Raw genomic sequence first — 18,084 nt, 5'->3', positions numbered from 1 at the left:
CTCCTTATGCGTTGACGGGACGTGTGTGACGAGTCGCTCGTGACGAGACGCGCGTCGACGAGGCCGCATCGACACGCTGGTCACGCCGACGGCAGCCTCCGTACAGCCGGCACATCGACATGCACGGCGGGCGGGAATGCGCGCCAATGCAGCTTCCGTGCTCGTCGATGACGGTGGTCGCGCGACGTACCTCAAGCCCGCATGTTCGCTGCGATTTTCGTCTCTTTCGTCGCTCGGCGCGGCTCTCGCTTGCGCTCTCGGCAGGGAACGTGGAACTCTCGTGCCTCCGAAGTTTTCCGGCCACCTTCGAGGCACGATCATGCTCTGCAGAGCAGGTCTTCATCCTTGTCATTACATTGTTCCCATTCACCTCGACCCACCTCTGTCTGCATCGTCAAAGAACAAGCCAATCAGGAAACTCCTGAATGCAGGTTGCAATGCCATCTCTTCGAACGGGTCGCTCGACGGCGCGACGAGCCGCGCTGACCGCTCGACGCGACGGGTGACGAGGGGCTCATGATCCTGCGCGATCCGGTGCACGGGCTCATCGATCTCGAAGGCGAAGAGGCCGCGGTGGTGCCGCGCTTGCTCGGTGCGCGCGAGGTGCAGCGCCTGCGGCGCATCCGTCAGCTCGGCCTCACGTCGATGGCGTTCCCCGGGGCCGAGCACAGCCGCTTCACGCACGCGCTGGGGGCCGCCCATGTGATGCGGTTGCTGCTCGCTCGCCTCCGTCAGCTCGATGGCAACCTGCCATTCTGGCAGCGGGTCACCAGCGAACGCGCACGTGATGCGATCGCGGCAGCGTTCCTCCACGATATCGGGCATGGTCCGCTGTCCCACCTCTTCGAGGTGGCCATGCCAGGAGCGAGCCATCACGAGAGCTGGACGGAGCGCATCCTGCTCGATCCCTCCTCCGAGGTGCATTCCATCCTGGTGCAGCACGACCCGTATCTGCCCCAACGCGTGGCCGAGCTGATCCGCGGGAAACACGAGCTGCCTTACCTGGCGCGCGCCGTGAGCGGGACGTTCGACGTGGATCGCTGCGATTATCTGCTGCGCGACGCGCACGCGACGGGGGTGCGCTACGGCGATTACGATCTCCCCTGGTTGCTCCGGAGTCTTCGGTTCAGCGAGATTCCGACGAGCAGCGGGGGTGAGGGGCGCGACGCGGCGCCGACACTCGCAATCGATGGGGCGAAGGGGCTCAGCGCGATCGAGTCGTTCCTGCTGGCCCGCTGCTTCATGTTCAAGGAGGTCTACTTCCACAAGTCGACGCGGGCCGCGGAGTGGATGATCGGGGCCATCCTGCGTCGTGTGGTGGAGCGGCTCCGCGATGGTGCCCGGATCCCGCACGTGCCTCCGGGGATCGCGGTCGCCGCGATCGGTGAGATGCCGTCGCTCGCGCAGTACCTCGAGCTCGACGATCACGTGCTGCTCAACGCGATCCATGCCTGGGAGGGTGCGAGCGATCCCATCCTCGCCGACCTGGCGAGGCGGCTGCGGGTGCGGGCGCTCTTCAAGACGATCGAGCTGTACCCGGCGCCAGATCAGGGCAACGACAGCACCGGGGGAGCGGGGACGGGCGTCCCCGACGAGGTCGCGCAGGCCGCCCTGGAGACGGCGCGCGAGATTGCTCGCGGTGCAGGTCTCGATCCCGATGTGTACGTCGGTCTCGATGTCGCAGAGGACACGCCTTACGAGGAAGACGCGTCGCTCTTCGTCGTGTTCCAGCAGGGTCGACCGCGCCGGCCCGCCGAGGTGTCGTTCCTGCTCGATCGGCTGCGCAATGCGACGATCCGACGGACCCGGCTTCTCTTCGCGCCGGAGCTGCGGGATGCGATCCGGGAGGCGCTGGTCCATTGAGGTCGCGCGTTCAGCTGGTGGCGTGGTGGCTCGCGGCGGCCACGCTCGTCCACGCTGCGCCGAGCGCCGCGGGGGAGCCAGGGGTCGACGGGGCTTATGGTCGTCTGGAGGGCGATCTGAGCTTGCGAGGCGGGATCGGTGCGGCGTTCGCGCAAGGAGGTCCCTCGCTGTCGGCGCACGGGGCCGCCGTGTTCCTGGAGACGGCGGGCGTGTATGTGCACTACACGGACGCGGTCGGGCAGGACGCGCCGGTCGTCACGCGTTCCTTCGCGGCAGGGGTGCACCTGCAGCCGCTGTTCCTCGCAAGGTACGTGAGCGATCTGGAGCGGGGGCCGGCGCGGCTCGATCTGTTCCTGGATTCGCTCGCGCTCGGTGTGGGCGCGTTCTGGGATGCTCGTCGGGCCGCGTTCACGGTGCCCCAGGACGTGGCGAGGGCCGCCGCGGGGCGACCGGGGCTGGAGGTGGCGCTCTCGATGTCGTTCCCGCTGTTCTCGGAGGTCTCCGGCCCTCATGTGGGGATCCGAGGGGCGCTGCGGTGGCGCGCCGTCGACCTGGAAGGCCGAGGGACGGGGGACCTGGTGGATCGGGGCGCACTGCTGTCGTTGACGTTCAGCTGGCATCAGACGGTGGCCGTGCACCTGGTGGATGCTGGTGACCGGGTGGACCGGTCGGGGCGTCCCGGCGCGAGGGTGGCGAGGTCGGTCCAGGCAGCCCCGCGCGCCGTGAAGGAAGACCCGTCGCCAGACCCCTCCCCTCCCCGTCCACCTGGAGCCCATTGAGCGAGCGCCCGGCCTGGGTCGAGTCGCTCCGCGAGGCCTTCGACGAGGCAGTGGCCACGCTGGAGGCGGGGGGGCTCGTGGAGCAGGCGCTGGGCGAGGTGGAGCGGCCGCCAGAGCGCGTGGTGCTCGTCGCGGTGGGCAAGGCCGCGGTAGGGATGGCGCGAGGGGCGGTGCGGTGCTGGGGAGACAGGATTCGTGGCGGGCTGGTGATCACGACGGGTGTCCCGGAAGAGAGGGATGGGGGCGTCGGGGTGCCGAGGGGCGCCACCGGGGGGCTCGCCGCGATGGCTCCGAGGGTCTCGGGGCTCGAGGTGCGCACGGCGGCGCACCCCGTCCCTGATGATCGAAGCGTCGCTGCAGCGGAGGAAGCGCTGGGGCTCGTGCGCGGGATGCGGCCAGGCGAGGAGCTGCTCGCGCTCGTCTCGGGGGGGGCTTCCTCGCTGCTCTCGGCGCCTCCGGTGGGGGTTTCACTGCAAGAGAAGCAGGCGCTCGTCGGTGCGATGCTGGACGCTGGTGCTCCGATCCAGGAGATCAACGTGGTTCGCCGGCACCTCTCGCGCGTGAAAGGGGGTCGCCTCGCCGCGGCAGCGGCGCCGTGTGGGACGCGCACGTTGCTCATGAGTGATGTGATCGCCGGGGTTCCCCATGACATCGGGTCGGGCCCGTCCGTGCTCGATCCGACGTCCATTGACGAAGCGAGAGCGGCCTTGCGGCGCTGGGCGCCTCGGCATGCGCAGCTCACGGCGTTTCTCAGCGAGTCGCCAAAGCCGGCCGAGCTGGGTGAGATGTCTCGGTGTCAGGTGCTCGCCAATCCAGAGACCTTGGCGGAGCGCGTTGCCGAAATGCTCAGGCGGCGGGGCTGGAGGGCGAAGACGAGTTCGGCAGAGGTTGGAGATGCAGAGGCCGTCGCCGCGCGTCGGATCGAGCGTGCGCGCGAGCTGACCCCGGGTGAAGCCCTGGTCATCGCGTGCGAGCCGACGGTGAAGCTGCCCGAGCGCCGGGGAGCGGGGGGACGCGCTGGGTGGATCGCGCTACGTGTGATGCGTGCGCTGCCCGCAGACGTCGCACTGCTCTGCGCTGCCAGTGATGGGGTCGACGGATCTTCCGGCGGCGCGGGTGCGCTGGTGCGGAGCGCGGACGCCGCTGGGATCGCGGATGAATCCATCACGGCGGCGTTGAGGTCTTTCGATGATGGCCCAGTGCATCGCGCGCTGGGGACGCGCCTGGCAGGTGGAGCGACGGGTCACAACCTGACCGACGTCCACGTCCTCGCGCGAGCGCTCACTCGGGGCTGACCGCCGCCGCGGAAGCGTCCCCCATCGCCTGTCGCACGGCGAGGGCCAGGGCGCAGCTGTTCGCTTGCCGCTGACGTGCCCCCAGAACGTCATCGTCGACGACCGGGGTTCCGCCCCTCAGCTCCGCGCTCGCCTCGCGACGCACCCGCACCACCAGCTTGTCGTCCGAGAGACGCCACACGCCGATCCTGGCGTGGTGCGGGGAAGCGAGAAGCTCATCGGTCGTCTGCGCCTTGCCGTCCTCCGCCGGCTCGTCGAGCACGACGAGATAGTACTGAGCGCGCGCCAGCAGCTCGGTCGCCAGCGGGAGATCGTCGTTCACGTTGTCTTCGAACGTTCCGTCGAGCGCACGAAGACCGAGTTCATTCGCCCCCTGGACATCGCGAACGAACTCGTCCGAGAGGATCCGGAAGCTGCGGTAGGGGATCCGCAGGTTGAACGGCTGCACGGGCTTCGAGCACCGATCGTTCTCGTTGCAGTACTCGCCTCGCTCGCAGTCGCGCGTCCTCAGGCACTCTTTGCCTGCCAGCGGGTTCGGGTTGTTCGCGCGGAGGAAGCAGGCCGTGAAGGCGTCACGGAGTGATCCCACCGCGCCCTTCCGTACTTCCTCGGCGGTCGTGGCCTGATCAGTGCGCAGCCGGAGGTAGATGCCAGGCATCTGCCTGAAGTCCCACCCCTTCAATGCGTCCTTGTCGACGACCTCTGGACCGGCGTTGTGAGCGAGCTCCGTCGTCCAGCCTTCGACCCGATCGCGCAAGCTCGACCAGCGCGCCCCGAGCTCGACCGCTACGGCGCGCTGCTTGGCCATCAGTTTCTGGCGGGAACTCTCCACCTTTCCCTGAGACCACTTCCAGTTGAGGATCAGGATGACGGCCAGAGCGATGCCCGCATACGCCCAGAACTTCGGCGGCATCCAGCGGATGGAACTGCGCCTTTGTCGCGCCTCTGCGACAGAAGGCAGCCCGCGTTCACGCGGCTGATGTTGTGCCATGGGAATCGCTCCGCTCGACGGGCCACGCATCGCACGGACGCCGTGGCCCCGCTGCGGTCAATTGGAGGAGGGAGGGATCTTCTGAACCATGAAGCTGACGTTCGGGTATCCCGCGAACGCAGCCGTCTGGAAGACGCTCTTCACGACGATCGCCGGGATGTCGGCGTCGACCTGGAGGATGCAGACACCCGGGAACGGCTTGTTGGGCTCGACCTGCTTCCAGAGCTCGCGCTTGTTCTTGAGGATGTTGAACAGCTCGTCGATCTTCTGCATTCGGCCGAGTTCCTCGATGGCGCGGGTCGAGCCAGCCAGAACTCCGTCAACGAGGATCTGGTTGCCGTTCACGGCGACCATCGGTGCGTCGATCACATCCTCGACGTTCTCTGCCTTCGGCAGCTTCACGTTCTTGTCGACCGCGATCTCGCCGGACGCCGAGAAGGACATCAGCAAGAAGACGACGATGGTGATGAGGAAGTCGATGAAGGCCGTCAGATTGAGCGAGGTGCTGACACCTCGACGACCGTGACCAGACACCTTGTTCCAGACGAACCTGAGCGGGACATGCTTCAGGAGCCGCTTGCCGGGCACGTGAATGACGTGCGCGTGCGGATTGTGGTGCTTGATCGAAAATCTTTCATGCATCCCGGACATCGAGAGTGCTCCTTCCTCACCGCACCGAGAACGTCATGTTGAACGCCGGAATCGACTTCACCTGACCGTCGGGCATCTTCATCTCGCGCTTCGGGGAGTAGAGCGCGTCCAGAACCGCGATGACTTCCTTGAAGGGCAGGCGGTTGTCCGTGTGCAGGATCGCCTGGTCGAGCTTCTTGTCGCTGGGATCGCGGTGGCCGCCCTGCTGCTTCCACTCCTCGTCGATCTTCTTCGCCAGCTCGGGGTAACGCACCAGAACGCGCGCCCCGTCCTTGATCTCCACGGGCACCTTCGGGACCCGCACTTCGCTGACCACCGTGGCGCCCTGCTTCCACACCAGGCCGAAGTCATTCTCGGCGATATGGAGATTGAGGACCTTTTCCGGGGTCTGCGGGGTCAACTCCTGGTTCGGATCCGGAGGACCTGGGACCTGCGCATCTGCATTGATCCGCGAGTTGGTCACCCATACTGCGGTGAGCAACAGGAACGAGATCGTGCACATCAGCAGATCGATGAACGGAATCATGTTGACTTCGCTGTTCGTCGCCCGCTTTTTCCCGCCATCGCCGCCAACGTCTACGCCACCCATGGTGCCTTCCCAACCGTGGGCCACAGGGGCCCACCCAAGCGCCTTTGCCTACCGCTTCCCACCGCTCCACACCCGAAGGACATCAGGTGGAGCAAGGGACTTGATTCCGACACCGCTACCGCTCGCAGGTTCCCGGCCGAACATTCGTTCCTCCAGAAGCCACAGATCCACCACACCGACACGAGGTCGTGCGTGGTGGATCCATGCTCGCGGCGCCATCACCAAGATCAGGCGGCCTGCTGCCCGACCGCGGCGACGTTCACCTTCTGGCGGTTCGCGATCACGAGGTTGAGGACCTGCACGGAAGCCTCGTTGATGTCGTCCTCGATGCTCTGCGTCTTGCCGTTCAGAACCGCGTAGCCGAGGAGGCCGATGATGGCGACCGCCAGACCGAACGCGGTGCAGTTCATGGCCTCGGAGATACCGGCGGCCAGGATGCGGGCCTTCTGGCTGGGGTCGACGGACTCACCACCGACGGAACCGAAGGACTTGATCAGACCGGCGACGGTGCCGAGGAGGCCACAGAGCATCGCGAGGTTCGAGAGCAGCGCGAGGTACGAGGTGCGTGCGCTGATCTTGGGCAGCTCACGGAGCGCCGCCTCATCCATCGCCGCCTGAACTTCCTCGTCGGGGCGGTTCACCTTCACGAGACCCGCCTGGACGATGCGCGCGAGGGGCGCGTTCGCCGCCGAGCACATCTTCACGGCCTTGGCGACGTCACCAGCGAGGATGCACTTCTGCATCGTCGCCAGGAAGACGTCCTTGTTGATCGACGAGCCGAACAGAAAGAGGGCGCGCTCGACAATGATGCCGATCGTGACAACCGACCAGAACAGGATGGGCCACATCCCCCACCCACCCTCGATGAACGCTTCATACAAACCGTGCATTGCTTGTCTCCTCCAGTTCGCCTCGCGTCACCACGATGAGGGTGCCGCTTCAGAATTCAAACGTCGGGCTGAGCAGAAGAACATCGCCCGACCCAGGCGCCTCACTCCAGCTTCGTTTCCGGCTGGCCCGGACGCTGGAGCGGCGTGATGTGCGCCGCGAGCGCCAGTGGACGCTAGCCGAGCGCCAAGCCTCTTCGCAAGAGGACAGTGCGGCACAATTGGCGAGCGCAACCCACGCTGCGAGCCGCAGTGCAGCGCGGCCCACGCCCGCCGCCGGCTCTTCGCGCTCCGGAAATCCGTGCCCCCCGACCGCTGGGCGACTCGTCCACATGGGATCGTCAGGCCTCACGCCTCGGCTGCTCGCGCACCACGTCAATCACCGCCCGCCACATCAATGGCGACGGGTCGAACGGCATCGTGCGGGTAAAGAGCAGCGACTCGCACCGAATGACCCCCTGGGCGCCGCGGGATCACACCAACGCAACGGCGCGAACCCGATGACCGTCCAGCCCATCTCAGGGGAGATGGGCATCTTCTCCAGTGGGACACGGGGCCGTCAAGAAAGATTTGGATCGTCGTGATGGACAACCGTAAAGCCAAAACTTTGCAAGAATCGTGTGGTTACGTGCTCATCATCCAAGCGCTGTCGAGGCCACGCGCTCCCCTCCTGGAACCCCTCACCGAGCGCCAGCTGGAGCCGGGTTTGCTCGGTGAACCACGCCAGGCACCGCGCTTGCTCCGGGGATCGGCCGGCGGCTATAGTCCCGGCGCCCTGTGGTCAATGGGTTTCTCAGGCGTGCAGAGGCGAGAAAGGAACTGCGAGGATGCGTCTTCTGGTGATGTTGGCAGCCGAAGGCGGTGGCCAAGGTGGGATGTGGGCGGCCATCGAGCACAACCCCACATTCATCGTTGCGAATCTCGTGGTGTCGGCCGTCGTCGTGACGATCATCATCGAGCGGACCGCGTTCCAGCTCAGTCGCTACCGGGTGAACTCCAAGGAGTTCTTCGCAGCGATAAAGAAGCTGGTCGCAGCCGGCAACGTGGACCGCGCCATCAAGCTCTGTGACGGGAACGATTATCCGATCCTCCAGCTCGTCAAGGCGGGCTTGACCCACGCGAGCAAGGGCGCGGACGAGATCGATGCAGCACTCAGCGAGAAGCTCTCCGAGCTCAAGCCGCAGGCGGAGAAGCGGATCGGGGCGCTCTGGTCGCTCGCCAACATCGCCACGCTGATCGGGCTGATCGGGACGGTCTTCGGTCTGATCAACACCTTCGCCGCCCTGGCCGCACAGGGGCTGTCCCAGGCCGACAAGCAGCGCATGCTCTCCAACGGCATCGCAGAGGCCATGTACAACACGGCGTTCGGCCTCGGGATCGCGGTGATCTGCATGATCGCGCACGTGCTCCTCCACACGCGCGCGAAGAACATCCAGCACGATCTGGAGTCGACCACCGAGCGCGTCTTCAACCTGCTCACCATCAGCAGCAAGTCGAGCTACTAGCTCATGTCGGACGCAGGGGAGACACTCAGCCCGGCCCAGCGATCCAGGATCCGACGCCTGTCTCAACCCAAGGAGCCGGCGCCCGGAGAAGAGGCCGGTGAGCTCAACGTCGTGCCGTATCTCGACATCATCACCAACGTGATGATCTTCGTGCTCGCCAGCGTGTCGGTCATCTTCATCACGTCGATCGACAGCACCCCTCCCGCGATCGGCGGCGGGAAGGTCCGCTCGGAGGCTGCCAGCAAGGCGCTGAATCTCTCGGCCCTGGTCACGAGCCAGGGGATCTCCCTCAAGACGTCCGGTGGCAACATCGCCCCTGGCTGTGCTGGGGTCGGCGCTGGAGTCACCATCCCCATGGTGGACAAGATGCACGACTATGCGGCGGTCACCGCCTGTGCAAAGCGCCTCAAGGGGGCCCAGCCGGAGTTCGCCCAGGAGACGCAGGTCACCCTCACCGCGAATGCGGACGTCCAGTTTCAGGTCATCGTGAGCACGATGGATGCGCTACGGCGAGACGGGGAGGAAGAGCTGTTCCCCGATGTTCACTTCGGGGTGGCACGATGAGCAGCGGCAGGCATCCCATGGACGATCGCCCCGGCCAGCCCGTCGAGGCGCTCCCTGCCCGCCCGGAAGCCGACAGGAGGTTCGAGCCCGCTGGCGTCGGGCACCCCTCCCCTTCCCAGCCGCGCCGCCCTGCCCAGGCCCCGCGCGGGGCGAGCGTCGTCCGGTACAAGGCAGCCCTCCGCAAGGCCATCCGGCGCAACCACAAGGACCCCGAGATCGACTTCTTGAACATCACGGCGATGCTCGATCTGATGACGATCATCCTGGTGTTCATGCTGAAGAGCGTGGGCTCGTCGTCCGCCTCGATCCCGCAATCGAAGGATCTCACGCTGCCCAAATCGGTGATGCAGGGCGAGCCGTCTCAGGAAGGCGTCACCGTCGTCATCTCGAAATCCCAGATCCTCGTGGGAGACGACCCCAACCCCGTCGCTTACCTCCCGGGGCCGGAGCAGCTCGCGCAGAGCGGGCTGGAGGCCAAGTACAAGCGAAGTGGTCCGACGGACCTCTACATCGTCCCGCTCGCCAACGCGCTCTCCCACGCCCGCGAGACCGACAAGGCCGTGCGCACCGCCAAGGGGCTCGACGCTTCGACCTCCGAGGCCATCGTCGTCGCCGACGCGACGACCCCGTACCGGCTCCTCATCGAGGTACTCTTCACGCTCGGGCAGTCCGAGTACGGGAAGTACCACCTGATGGTTCTGAGCGGGAAGCAGTAGGGCGGCGAACGGGCCGGCCGTCGTCGAGGGACGACAGCCGCCTTGGGGCCGGCCGTCGTCGAGGGACGACAGCCGCCTTCAGTCGACCGAGAACAGCTCTTCGAGATCGGACTTGGTGAGCTTCTTGGCGCCCCCCACGTCCTCGCTCAGCACCGACGCGACGAGCTCGCGCTTCTTCGCCTTGAGCTGGAGGATCTTCTCCTCGATGGTGCCCGCAGCGACCAGGCGGTAGGCCGTCACCACCTTGGTCTGCCCGATGCGGTGCGCGCGGTCCGTTGCCTGCTGCTCGACGGCCGGGTTCCACCAGGGATCGAAGTGAATCACCGTGTCGGCAGCCGTCAGGTTCAGACCCGTGCCTCCCGCCTTGAGGCTGATGAGGAAGATCGGCACGCTCGGGTCGTTCTGGAAGCGCTCCACGCGATCCATGCGATCCTTGGTCGATCCGTCGAGGTACTCGTAGGCCACCCCGTCTTCCTTCATCGCCTTCTCGATGATCTTGAGCATCATCACGAACTGGCTGAAGACGAGCACCTTGTGGCCGCCCTCGATGGCGTTCGAGATGAGCTCACGCAGGGCGACGAGCTTCCCGGAGTCCTCGTCCGTGAAGTCGCGGGGGAGACCGAGCAGGCGGGGATCGCAGGCGGCCTGACGGAGGCGGGTGAGGCCCGCCAGGATCTGGATCTGGCTCTTCGCGAGCCCCACGCGCTCCACCTCGCCCATCACCTGTGCGCGCACCTCACGGGCGATGTTCATGTACATCGCTCGCTGCTCGCCGGTGAGGTCGCAGATCTGATCCGTCTCGATCTTCTCGGGCAGATCACCCGCCACCTCGGCCTTGGTCCGGCGCAGGATGAAGGGATGAATGACCGCACGCAGGCGCTGGGCGACCTTGTAGTCGCCCGCCTCGATGGGTCGCGAGAACCGCTGCTCGAACTTGTCGAGAGGCCCGAGCAGGCCCGGTGAAACGAAGTCGAAGATCGACCAGATCTCCGAGAGGCGGTTCTCGATGGGCGTTCCCGTCAGCGCAAGGCGACGCTTGGCCTTGAGGCGCTTCGCCGCCGCGGCGGTGGCGCTGAGCGGGTTCTTGATGTGCTGCGCCTCGTCCAGGATGGCGTAGTCGAAGTCTTGCTTGGCGAGGAAGTCCTCGTCCCGGCGGAGCAAGGCGTAGCTGGTGATCACGACCTCCGCCTCTTTCACGGCGTCGATCTGCTCCTTGCGATCGGCCCCGTGCCAGAGTGCGACGGAGGTCGACGGCGCGAAGCGCTCGAGCTCGCGCTCCCAGTTGGTGACGACGCTGGTCGGCGCGACGATCAGCGCGCGCAGGTGCTTCGTCTCCTGCTTCACGGCCAGGAGCAGCGCGATGGTCTGGACCGTCTTGCCGAGGCCCATGTCGTCGGCGAGGACGCCACCCGAGCCGATGTCGTGGATGAACTTGAGCCAGGAGAGGCCGGCTTCCTGGTAAGGGCGAAGCGTCGCCTTCAGTGCCCGGGGCTTCTTGGTGCTGCCGATCTCCTCCAGGCTGCTCAGCTTCTGGAAGAGCTCACGGGCACCAGCGGAAACGCTGGTTCCGGAGGTGTGCTGAAGCAGCTCGTGGACACGGCCGGCCTGCGCGAGCGGGATGCGGCCTCCCTTGCCCGCCGCCGTGAGCAGCTCGATCTCGCGATCGAGCATCGTGCGGATGGCCTCGGGATCGAAGGGCGCGAACGAGCCATCCTCGAGCCGCACGTAACGCTTGCCCTGGGCGAGGCAGCGCCTCAGCTCCTCGCGATCGACGCCAATTCCTTCGCTCTCGAAGCTGAGCTTGACGTTGAGCCAGTCGATCCCGCTCGTGACCTTGGCGAAGACGGCGATCGGCTTGCCCCTCACCTGCGTGTCCACGAGGTCTTCGGGGACGAAGAGATCCCAGTCATCCGGCAGTTCGCCCAGCCCGTCGGTCCAGAAGCGGAGGGCATGGTCGCCATTGGCCGTGAAGCCCTGCCCTGATTCGTCCGGTTGCAGTCCCAGGGAGAGCAGCTTGTTCGCAGCCTCCTGCTGAGCGGCGATGTCGAGCCGGATGCACCGCGCCCGCTTCATCCCTTCTTCGGGGGGCTGCACGATCACCGGCAAGGTGATGCCGTCGGCGCGCACGGCGACCTCGGCGTCGCCATAAGCTGCGAACAAGGACACGTGGGCGTCCATGAGCGAGCCGCCGGCCCGCATCCGGAATGTGGGGATCAGGTCGACGACGTCGGCGATCTGGCCCAGATCCGGGAGTTCGGCCCCCACTTCGAGGGCGATCTTGGGCAACCCCTGCATGATGATGCGGGGCAGCTCCGCCATCGGCTCACCGATGGTCGGAGATCGCAGGAGGCGCCGCAGCGCTGCCGGGGAGACGCGCTTGTCCACGCGCCTCGCGATCCCCTCCTGCGTGTCGATGTGCCAGCCCGACCATCCTTCGAACCAGCCACCGGAGAGCAGCGAGAACCGCCGGCGGTCATTGGCACGCTCGAAGCTCGCCTTGACGATGATGGTGTCTCCACCGACGGTCTCGAGATCGAAGCGGGGTCGGAGGACGTCTTCCGAGAAGCGGAGCTGCATCAGGGCTGGCTCGAGCAGCACCCGCTGCCCTTCCAGCAAGGGCAGGAGTTCAGCCACGTCCTCACCGCGGATGTCCACGGCAGGGTGACGAGGGTTGCCACTCTCGAAGCGTGCGAGGAGCCGCAGCGCGTCCCGATCCGGCGACGGGTACATCGCCTGCCAGGAGAGTGCCGCCGAGGGCAGCACGGGGACCCGCGCTTCCGCATCGAGGACGGTGACGGTGAGGGCTCCCTGCCTGACGTGCAGGCGGAACTCGACGCGACGGGCACCAGCGACCCCCTCCGGAGGCAGCCAGGCCCCGATGCCCGTCTGTCGCGCCGTGGCATCCTGGGCCGGCGCGCTCAGAGAAGCGTTCGACGCCGAAGGCCCCGGGTGTGCGACAGGCTGTGTCGGCATGGGAGGCGTCAAGGAGAGCCGCCCTCTCCGATCACGCCGTCGGACGCGCTTGAGCGCCTCGTGGTTGGCGTTGCCTCCTCCGGCATGCGCGGTCTGGGGCACCACGGCAGGCGGCGGCGGTTCACGACGAGGCTGTGAGCCGCGCGCGTGGTCACGGACGGTGATCAAGAGCGCCGCGACGTGCTTGCAGTGCTGCCCTGCTTTCTGAAACGCTGGACAGGAGCACTGCGACTTGATGCCGTCGGGCGTGAGATCCACCCGCACTCCATAAGGTTCGGAATCGGCGGCGCGCACCGTCCCTGTCGCGGAGGCATCATGGACGGCGATGTCCTCGACGACCCGTCGACGGAAGTATTCCAACCCGCGGAGGAATGTTCGGGCACCAAGCAGCCGGCGTAGTCCCCGGTCGCTGAGGGTAGAGAGGGCGTCAGATATCGGAGACGGCACGTTCGGCTCGGTTCGTGTCCTGGCCCGGCGCAGCGCCGGCGGTTTTCAGAGGGATGAGCTGCACAGCTCAGATGAAGAATGGCAAGAAAACGATGGTCACGGCGGGAAGCACCTTGACGAGCACGTGGATTGCGGGTCCGGCAGCATCTTTCAAGGGGTCGCCGATCGCGTCACCGACCGCAGCCGCACCGTAAGTCGGGTTATCGGAGCGCGCCCCGGTCTCATCGACCAGATAGCGTCCACCGTGAGCCCCGGTCACGATGTACTTTTTCGCGTTGTCCCAGGTTGCCCCAGTGTTCCCGAGCAACAGGGATCCGAGGACACCGGCGACCGTCCCGGCCATGAGCAGGGCCGCGACCGAGTCTGCGGCGACCAGAGGATTATCCTCCGTTCTCGCGAAGCGCAAGGTCAGTCCTACGGCGATGGGAGCGGCCGCGCAGATCACCGCCGGCCAGATCATCTGCCGCAGTGCGGCGCGGGAGATCATCTCCACGCAGGGATCGTAGTCTCCGATGAAACCTGGTGGGGGGTTCGTCGCCTGGCGACGCACTTCGTCCACCACGCGCCGCACCGTCTGCAGAACGTTGCGGATACATCTGCTGGCCAGCCAGAGGACCAGCAAGATGCCGACGAGGGCGCCGAGGTAGACCTCGGGACGATCCAGCCGGACTGCGAGGATCTGCTGGTTCACCACGCTGGCGCGCCGACGCGATTCGTCCAGGTAGGCGGCGATCAACAACAATGAGGCGAGGGCCGCCGCGCCCGAGGCATACACCTTCGTCGCAGCCTTTGCCGTGTTCCCGACGGCATCCAGCACGAGCGTTCGACCACGCACGTCAGGCCGTTCTCGACCCACGGTCACGGCGACGATGCCCCCCGCTTCGTCGACGATGGGGCCCAGTGCGTCCATGGCGAGCACGTAGCCCACGAGGCCGAGCAGCCCCATGGTCGCGAGCGCGACGCCGAAGAGGCCACCTCCGACCAGCCCGGTGCGTGTGCCCAGCCAGTAGGATCCGAACGCCGCGGAGACGATGAGGAGGAGCGGGACCACCGTGCTCTCCAGACCGATGCTCAAGCCCCGCAAGATGGCCAGGGCGGGGCCACCGCGGGCAGCCTCGGCGACGTCACGCGCGGGCCGGTAGCGCTGCTCCGTGTAGTACTGGGTGAGGTGCAGCATCAGCACCCCGCAGAGAATGCCGACGCCGCCACAGGCGAACAACGTGACCCAGTGCGTGCCGAGCAACCATTTGGCCGCGCCGGCGATGCCGACCGCGTGCAGCAGCGCGGTGATGTAGAGCCCTCGGACCAGGGCGTTGAATGCGTTCTCGCGATCGTCGGTGCGCACCACCATCACGCCGAAGACCGCCGCGACCAGCCCGAACGAGCAAACGACCAGCGGAAAGAGGACCACGGCCAGGGCACTCGGCAGGTCGCCGTTCGCGCGAAACGTCATCGCGCCGACGACCATCGCGCCCATGGTCTCCGCGGCGATCGTCGCCAGCAACCCCGCCGCTCGGCCCGCCGCGTCTCCCACGGCGTCCCCCGCCAGATCCACGACGGCCGCAGGGTTCTGCAGATCGTCGTCGGCCAGGCCGAGCTCTGCGCCCGCGATGTCCGCGCCGAGATCCGCAGCTTTCGCAAACGTCCCCCCTCCCAGCTGAGCGAGGAGTGCCGCGAAGGAAGCTCCGAGAGGGTAACCAGCGATCACCCACGGCAGCGTGGGCACCAGCGCGAGCGCCTCGCCAGGCTCCGCACCGAACCCGCCATGGAGAGCGAAGACCGCAGCGAAGAGCCCCCCGAGTCCAACCAGGCTGATCCCGGCGACGAACAGCGCAGACACCGCCCCACCCCGGATGGCGATCTGCAGCGCCATGTCCAGGGAGCGACGCGCGCCGCTGGCGGCTCGTGCGCTCGCGCGCGTCGCGGTCCACGTCGCGACGCGGCCCGTGGCGACAGAACTCGCCGCGCCGATCGCGAACGACACCGTGAGCCAGACGCCGAGCTCCAGCGCCGGGACAGGGTTCTTCTCGCCGGCTCCGCGCAGCAGACCGTACGCCAGGAAGATCGCTCCCCCCGCGGCCGCGCTCACGGCACCGATCACACCGCTCTGGCGCTTGAAGAATGCCTCCGCCACCCCCTGAATCAACGAGGCTACCTTGGCAATTTCGGGCTCGGTGAGCGGTCGAAGGGTCACCCAGCGGGCGAGATACGCCGCCGATGCGAGCCCCAGGAGGCCACCGCCGAGGATGAGCGCAAGCTCGGTCATTTCTTGCAAGCCGGAGCGCGCGAGAGAACGCAGCCCCGTCGGATACCCAGGGTCAGGCCTTTAGCGATGCTTCCCGGTGTTCGGAACCTCCCTGGATCTTCGGGGAAGCCCCGAGTCTCCCGGAGGAGGTTCAAGAAGCATCGAGTGCCTGCGTCGACCTTGCCGCCGAGGCGGCATCTGGCAACGCACGACCCTCCCTACTCTGGCCGCGCGGGCCGCGCAATGGATAAGAAGATGAGGGAGGGGCTCCGGGCAGACGGACGGAACTCAGCCAGCGAGCCAGAGGGACCGCCCAGCCAGTCTCACTTGATGTCGCGACCCACGGCGTGCTCGAGCCGCGTGCGCGCGACCAGAATCCCGATCCGGCCGTCGAGCTGAGCGAGTCGCGCGCGGGTCAGCTCGGTCTCGGCATCCACGACCTCCACGCTGGTGGCGCGGCCCGCACGAAACAGCTCGGCCCTGACACGCATGGTCTCTTCCGCCGCAGCCAGCTGTCGCTCGGCGGAGTTGATCCGGCTGGAGGCATTCAAGACGTCGTTGTAGGCAGAGGCCACCTCGAGGCGGAGCCCATCGCGGAGCACGGTCTTCTGTGCCTGGATCTGCGCGGTGCGGCCCCTGGCCTCGGCCATCGCGCCGATGTTGCTGAAGGTGTCGTTCACCGTCCAGGTGAGCCGCACGCCGGCGTCCCACGTCGCTCGGAAGTCCTGCGTCATCGGGAACACGCGGGGGTTCGGGTTCGCGTAGAGGACGTTGGCGGTGGCGTCGATCCTCGGCATGTATCCCGCCCTCGTGACCGACTCGACGTCCTTGAGCGAGTAGATCGTCTCGTCGAGGGCCCGGATCTCCAGGCGCTTGCGGAGGGCCTCCTGCTGCAGCGTCTGAAGGGAGTCCGACGGAGGCTCGGTCGACGCCGCCATCACGTCGATCCCGATCTCGAACCGCCGATCGGCGGGTGCGTTGACGGCGATGCGGATCTGCTCCTCGGCGACCGAGAGCATGGCCGAGGTCTCCGCGACCACTTGATCCGCGCTGGCGACCTGCGCTTCCAGACGCAGCACGTCGACACGAGAGAGGCGTCCGACCTCGTAGGCGCGCTTCGCATCCTCCAGATGCGCCTGCGCCTGCGCGACGGCCTCCTTCGCGACGACCTGGTTCCCTTTGGCGCGAACCCAGTTGAAGAAGGCGATCTTGGCGTCCGCGGCGATGGTGAGCTCTTCGGCCTGCACCTCGAGCTTCTTCGAGTTCACGCTGTGCGCGGCGGCCGAGTACCCCTGCGCGAGACGAAGAATGTAGTCGGAGATGGGGACGGAGATGCCCGCGGTCAGCTGGTAGGTGTTGGTGATGACCGGGAACTCGAAGCTCTGCGCCGGGACGGCGAGGACCTGAGCCGGTGTCCCGCCCACCTGGAGGCAGTTCGTCGACGGATCTCCGTCGCAAGGTCCGACCGTGATGGGCCCTTGCGGCGCGTTGGTTCCTCCGCCCTGAGCGACGACGGTCGCCACGTTGGTCGGCCCCGTACCGAGCGAGTTCACGACGGGGTTCTGGTACGAGAAGCTCGCCCCGAGGGTGATCTTGGGGAAGTAGCTGACCAGCGCCTGATCCACCTTGGCGGAGGCCTGCTGCAGCTCCGCTTGCTTCACCCGGAGCGACGGCCTCACGCGGACGGCAGCCTGGGCCACCTGCTCGGGCGTCGTCCCTCCCGGTCGAGGCGCCAGCGCAGCCTCCACCGGATCCGGGCGAGATGGCGCAGCAGGCGCGACAGCCGGCCCGGCCTGCGTCGCAGCCGGCGCTGCCGGCGCAGCCGGTTCCGGCTGCGCCGGCGCGGGCTGCGCGTGTGCCAGAGAGGTGAAGACCGCGACGGTGACGGAGACCGCGAGCGAAGGCGCAGTGCGAGAGAATCGGCGCGACGAGGCGGCAAAATCTTTCATGACCGGCGGGTCACTTATGAGCGCCTCGAATCGCAGTCAAGGTCACGCGATAGGACGGAGCAAGGTTTGTGCGCCAGGAAGCAAGCAGGGTCTCGCTCTCTTCGCCCGGCGCAGGTCCGTGGGTGTCCTGAAACGGTCGTCCGCGGTCAGGGTGCAGACAAGCCCGAGGTCGTCTGCTCTGGAACCTCTGTTCTGAGGAGCGCTGGCGAGGTGAACCCGTCACAGATTCTCCTGGTCTCCCGGTCCTGGTCTCCGGTGGACGTCCCCCTTGCGTACCTCGATCGAGGCATCGAGGCCTCATCGTGTCCGGTCAGTGGTCACGGACGGCCCGATCGTGGCGACCCAGAGGCCAGCTCTCGTCGCGACGCGCGGGCTTCACGATTCGGTCGTCGAGGAGGACAGCGCCATTCGTCGAGCCCAGGCATCGCGGGTCGGCGTGCCGGACCAGGGAGCCCTCGTGGCCCCCGCCGGCCTCCGAGCCCCCTGCCCCCTGGTGTTCCTGCGCGCCGCACAGAGCCGAGAACAGAGGAGTTTCCAGGGGATTCAGCAGAGCTCTGCCCGGAGAGATGTTGCGAGATGGCGTAACCGAGCCAAGGCGGGATATGCTGGCCATGCGTGAACGTCGCAGAG

Annotated in this window: 13 protein-coding genes; 6 read left to right on the top strand and 7 right to left on the bottom strand. The window is 66.9% G+C overall.

What is annotated here, in order from left to right; translation table 11 throughout:
- Positions 1-516 precede the first annotated feature (516 nt).
- From CMC5_RS21365 to CMC5_RS21355, 3 genes are read left to right on the top strand one after another with little or no spacing between them, the layout of a single operon-like run.
- Positions 517-1,863, top strand: coding sequence for an HD domain-containing protein (locus CMC5_RS21365; protein ID WP_050432153.1), 1,347 nt, complete (start codon positions 517-519; stop codon positions 1,861-1,863).
- Positions 1,860-2,642 (top strand): hypothetical protein, encoded by a 783-nt coding sequence (locus CMC5_RS21360; RefSeq protein WP_156338766.1) that lies wholly within the window; start codon positions 1,860-1,862, stop codon positions 2,640-2,642. The genes CMC5_RS21365 and CMC5_RS21360 overlap by 4 nt, the downstream gene beginning before the upstream one ends.
- Positions 2,639-3,937 carry a glycerate kinase type-2 family protein gene (locus CMC5_RS21355; RefSeq protein WP_050432151.1) on the top strand — a complete coding sequence of 433 codons (1,299 nt, stop codon included), beginning with the start codon at positions 2,639-2,641 and terminating at the stop codon, positions 3,935-3,937. The genes CMC5_RS21360 and CMC5_RS21355 overlap by 4 nt, the downstream gene beginning before the upstream one ends.
- Here CMC5_RS21355 and CMC5_RS21350 read toward each other — a convergent pair.
- The 4 genes from CMC5_RS21350 to CMC5_RS21335 all read right to left on the bottom strand — a co-directional run bounded on the left by CMC5_RS21350 (position 3,924) and on the right by CMC5_RS21335 (position 7,058).
- Positions 3,924-4,850 carry a hypothetical protein gene (locus CMC5_RS21350; protein ID WP_245677672.1) on the bottom strand — a complete coding sequence of 309 codons (927 nt, stop codon included), beginning with the start codon at positions 4,848-4,850 and terminating at the stop codon, positions 3,924-3,926. The two genes, CMC5_RS21355 and CMC5_RS21350, sit on opposite strands and share 14 nt — an antisense overlap.
- A gap of 135 nt (positions 4,851-4,985) precedes the next feature.
- Positions 4,986-5,579 (bottom strand): ExbD/TolR family protein, encoded by a 594-nt coding sequence (locus CMC5_RS21345; protein ID WP_245677671.1) that lies wholly within the window; start codon positions 5,577-5,579, stop codon positions 4,986-4,988.
- Between the two features lie 16 nt (positions 5,580-5,595).
- On the bottom strand, positions 5,596-6,192 hold the full coding sequence (locus CMC5_RS21340) for a biopolymer transporter ExbD (protein WP_245677670.1): 597 nt from the start codon (positions 6,190-6,192) through the stop codon (positions 5,596-5,598).
- Between the two features lie 203 nt (positions 6,193-6,395).
- A complete protein-coding gene (locus tag CMC5_RS21335; RefSeq protein WP_050432148.1) occupies positions 6,396-7,058 on the bottom strand; it encodes a MotA/TolQ/ExbB proton channel family protein in 663 nt (220 codons plus the stop codon).
- A gap of 839 nt (positions 7,059-7,897) precedes the next feature.
- Between CMC5_RS21335 and CMC5_RS21330 the strand changes: the two genes are divergently transcribed.
- From CMC5_RS21330 to CMC5_RS21320, 3 genes are read left to right on the top strand one after another with little or no spacing between them, the layout of a single operon-like run.
- Positions 7,898-8,560: a MotA/TolQ/ExbB proton channel family protein gene (locus CMC5_RS21330; protein ID WP_245677669.1), complete on the top strand. Its 663-nt coding sequence runs from the start codon at positions 7,898-7,900 to the stop codon at positions 8,558-8,560.
- A 3-nt stretch (positions 8,561-8,563) separates the two neighbouring features.
- Entirely contained in the window at positions 8,564-9,124 is a 561-nt protein-coding gene (locus CMC5_RS21325; protein WP_050432146.1) for a biopolymer transporter ExbD, read from the top strand.
- A 17-nt stretch (positions 9,125-9,141) separates the two neighbouring features.
- Entirely contained in the window at positions 9,142-9,840 is a 699-nt protein-coding gene (locus CMC5_RS21320; protein WP_082362674.1) for an ExbD/TolR family protein, read from the top strand.
- Positions 9,841-9,918: 78 nt separating this feature from the next.
- Here CMC5_RS21320 and CMC5_RS21315 read toward each other — a convergent pair whose 3' ends face one another.
- The 3 genes from CMC5_RS21315 to CMC5_RS21305 all read right to left on the bottom strand — a co-directional run bounded on the left by CMC5_RS21315 (position 9,919) and on the right by CMC5_RS21305 (position 17,454).
- Positions 9,919-13,173, bottom strand: a complete 3,255-nt coding sequence (locus CMC5_RS21315; RefSeq protein ID WP_245677668.1) for a DEAD/DEAH box helicase — start codon at positions 13,171-13,173, stop codon at positions 9,919-9,921.
- A 154-nt stretch (positions 13,174-13,327) separates the two neighbouring features.
- Complete coding sequence (locus CMC5_RS21310; RefSeq protein ID WP_050432144.1) at positions 13,328-15,526, bottom strand: sodium/proton-translocating pyrophosphatase; 2,199 nt, start codon at positions 15,524-15,526, stop codon at positions 13,328-13,330.
- 302 nt (positions 15,527-15,828) lie between these two features.
- On the bottom strand, positions 15,829-17,454 hold the full coding sequence (locus tag CMC5_RS21305; RefSeq protein WP_050432143.1) for a TolC family protein: 1,626 nt from the start codon (positions 17,452-17,454) through the stop codon (positions 15,829-15,831).
- Positions 17,455-18,084: the final 630 nt, after the last annotated feature.

It is taken from the genome of Chondromyces crocatus, from assembly GCF_001189295.1.
Classification (GTDB): domain Bacteria; phylum Myxococcota_A; class Polyangia; order Polyangiales; family Polyangiaceae; genus Chondromyces; species Chondromyces crocatus.
This window is presented reverse-complemented; position numbering and strand designations above follow the sequence as displayed.

Bases quoted from the DNA above. Each gene is read 5' to 3' on its own strand.
- CMC5_RS21330 (WP_245677669.1), top strand. From the start codon at position 7,898: ATGTTGGCAGCCGAAGGCGGTGGCCAAGGTGGGATGTGGGCGGCCATC.
- CMC5_RS21350 (WP_245677672.1), bottom strand. From the start codon at position 4,850: ATGCCGCCGAAGTTCTGGGCGTATGCGGGCATCGCTCTGGCCGTCATC.
- CMC5_RS21310 (WP_050432144.1), bottom strand. From the start codon at position 15,526: ATGACCGAGCTTGCGCTCATCCTCGGCGGTGGCCTCCTGGGGCTCGCA.
- CMC5_RS21325 (WP_050432146.1), top strand. From the start codon at position 8,564: ATGTCGGACGCAGGGGAGACACTCAGCCCGGCCCAGCGATCCAGGATC.
- CMC5_RS21305 (WP_050432143.1), bottom strand. From the start codon at position 17,454: ATGAAAGATTTTGCCGCCTCGTCGCGCCGATTCTCTCGCACTGCGCCT.
- CMC5_RS21320 (WP_082362674.1), top strand. From the start codon at position 9,142: ATGGACGATCGCCCCGGCCAGCCCGTCGAGGCGCTCCCTGCCCGCCCG.
- CMC5_RS21365 (WP_050432153.1), top strand. From the start codon at position 517: ATGATCCTGCGCGATCCGGTGCACGGGCTCATCGATCTCGAAGGCGAA.
- CMC5_RS21335 (WP_050432148.1), bottom strand. From the start codon at position 7,058: ATGCACGGTTTGTATGAAGCGTTCATCGAGGGTGGGTGGGGGATGTGG.
- CMC5_RS21345 (WP_245677671.1), bottom strand. From the start codon at position 5,579: ATGTCCGGGATGCATGAAAGATTTTCGATCAAGCACCACAATCCGCAC.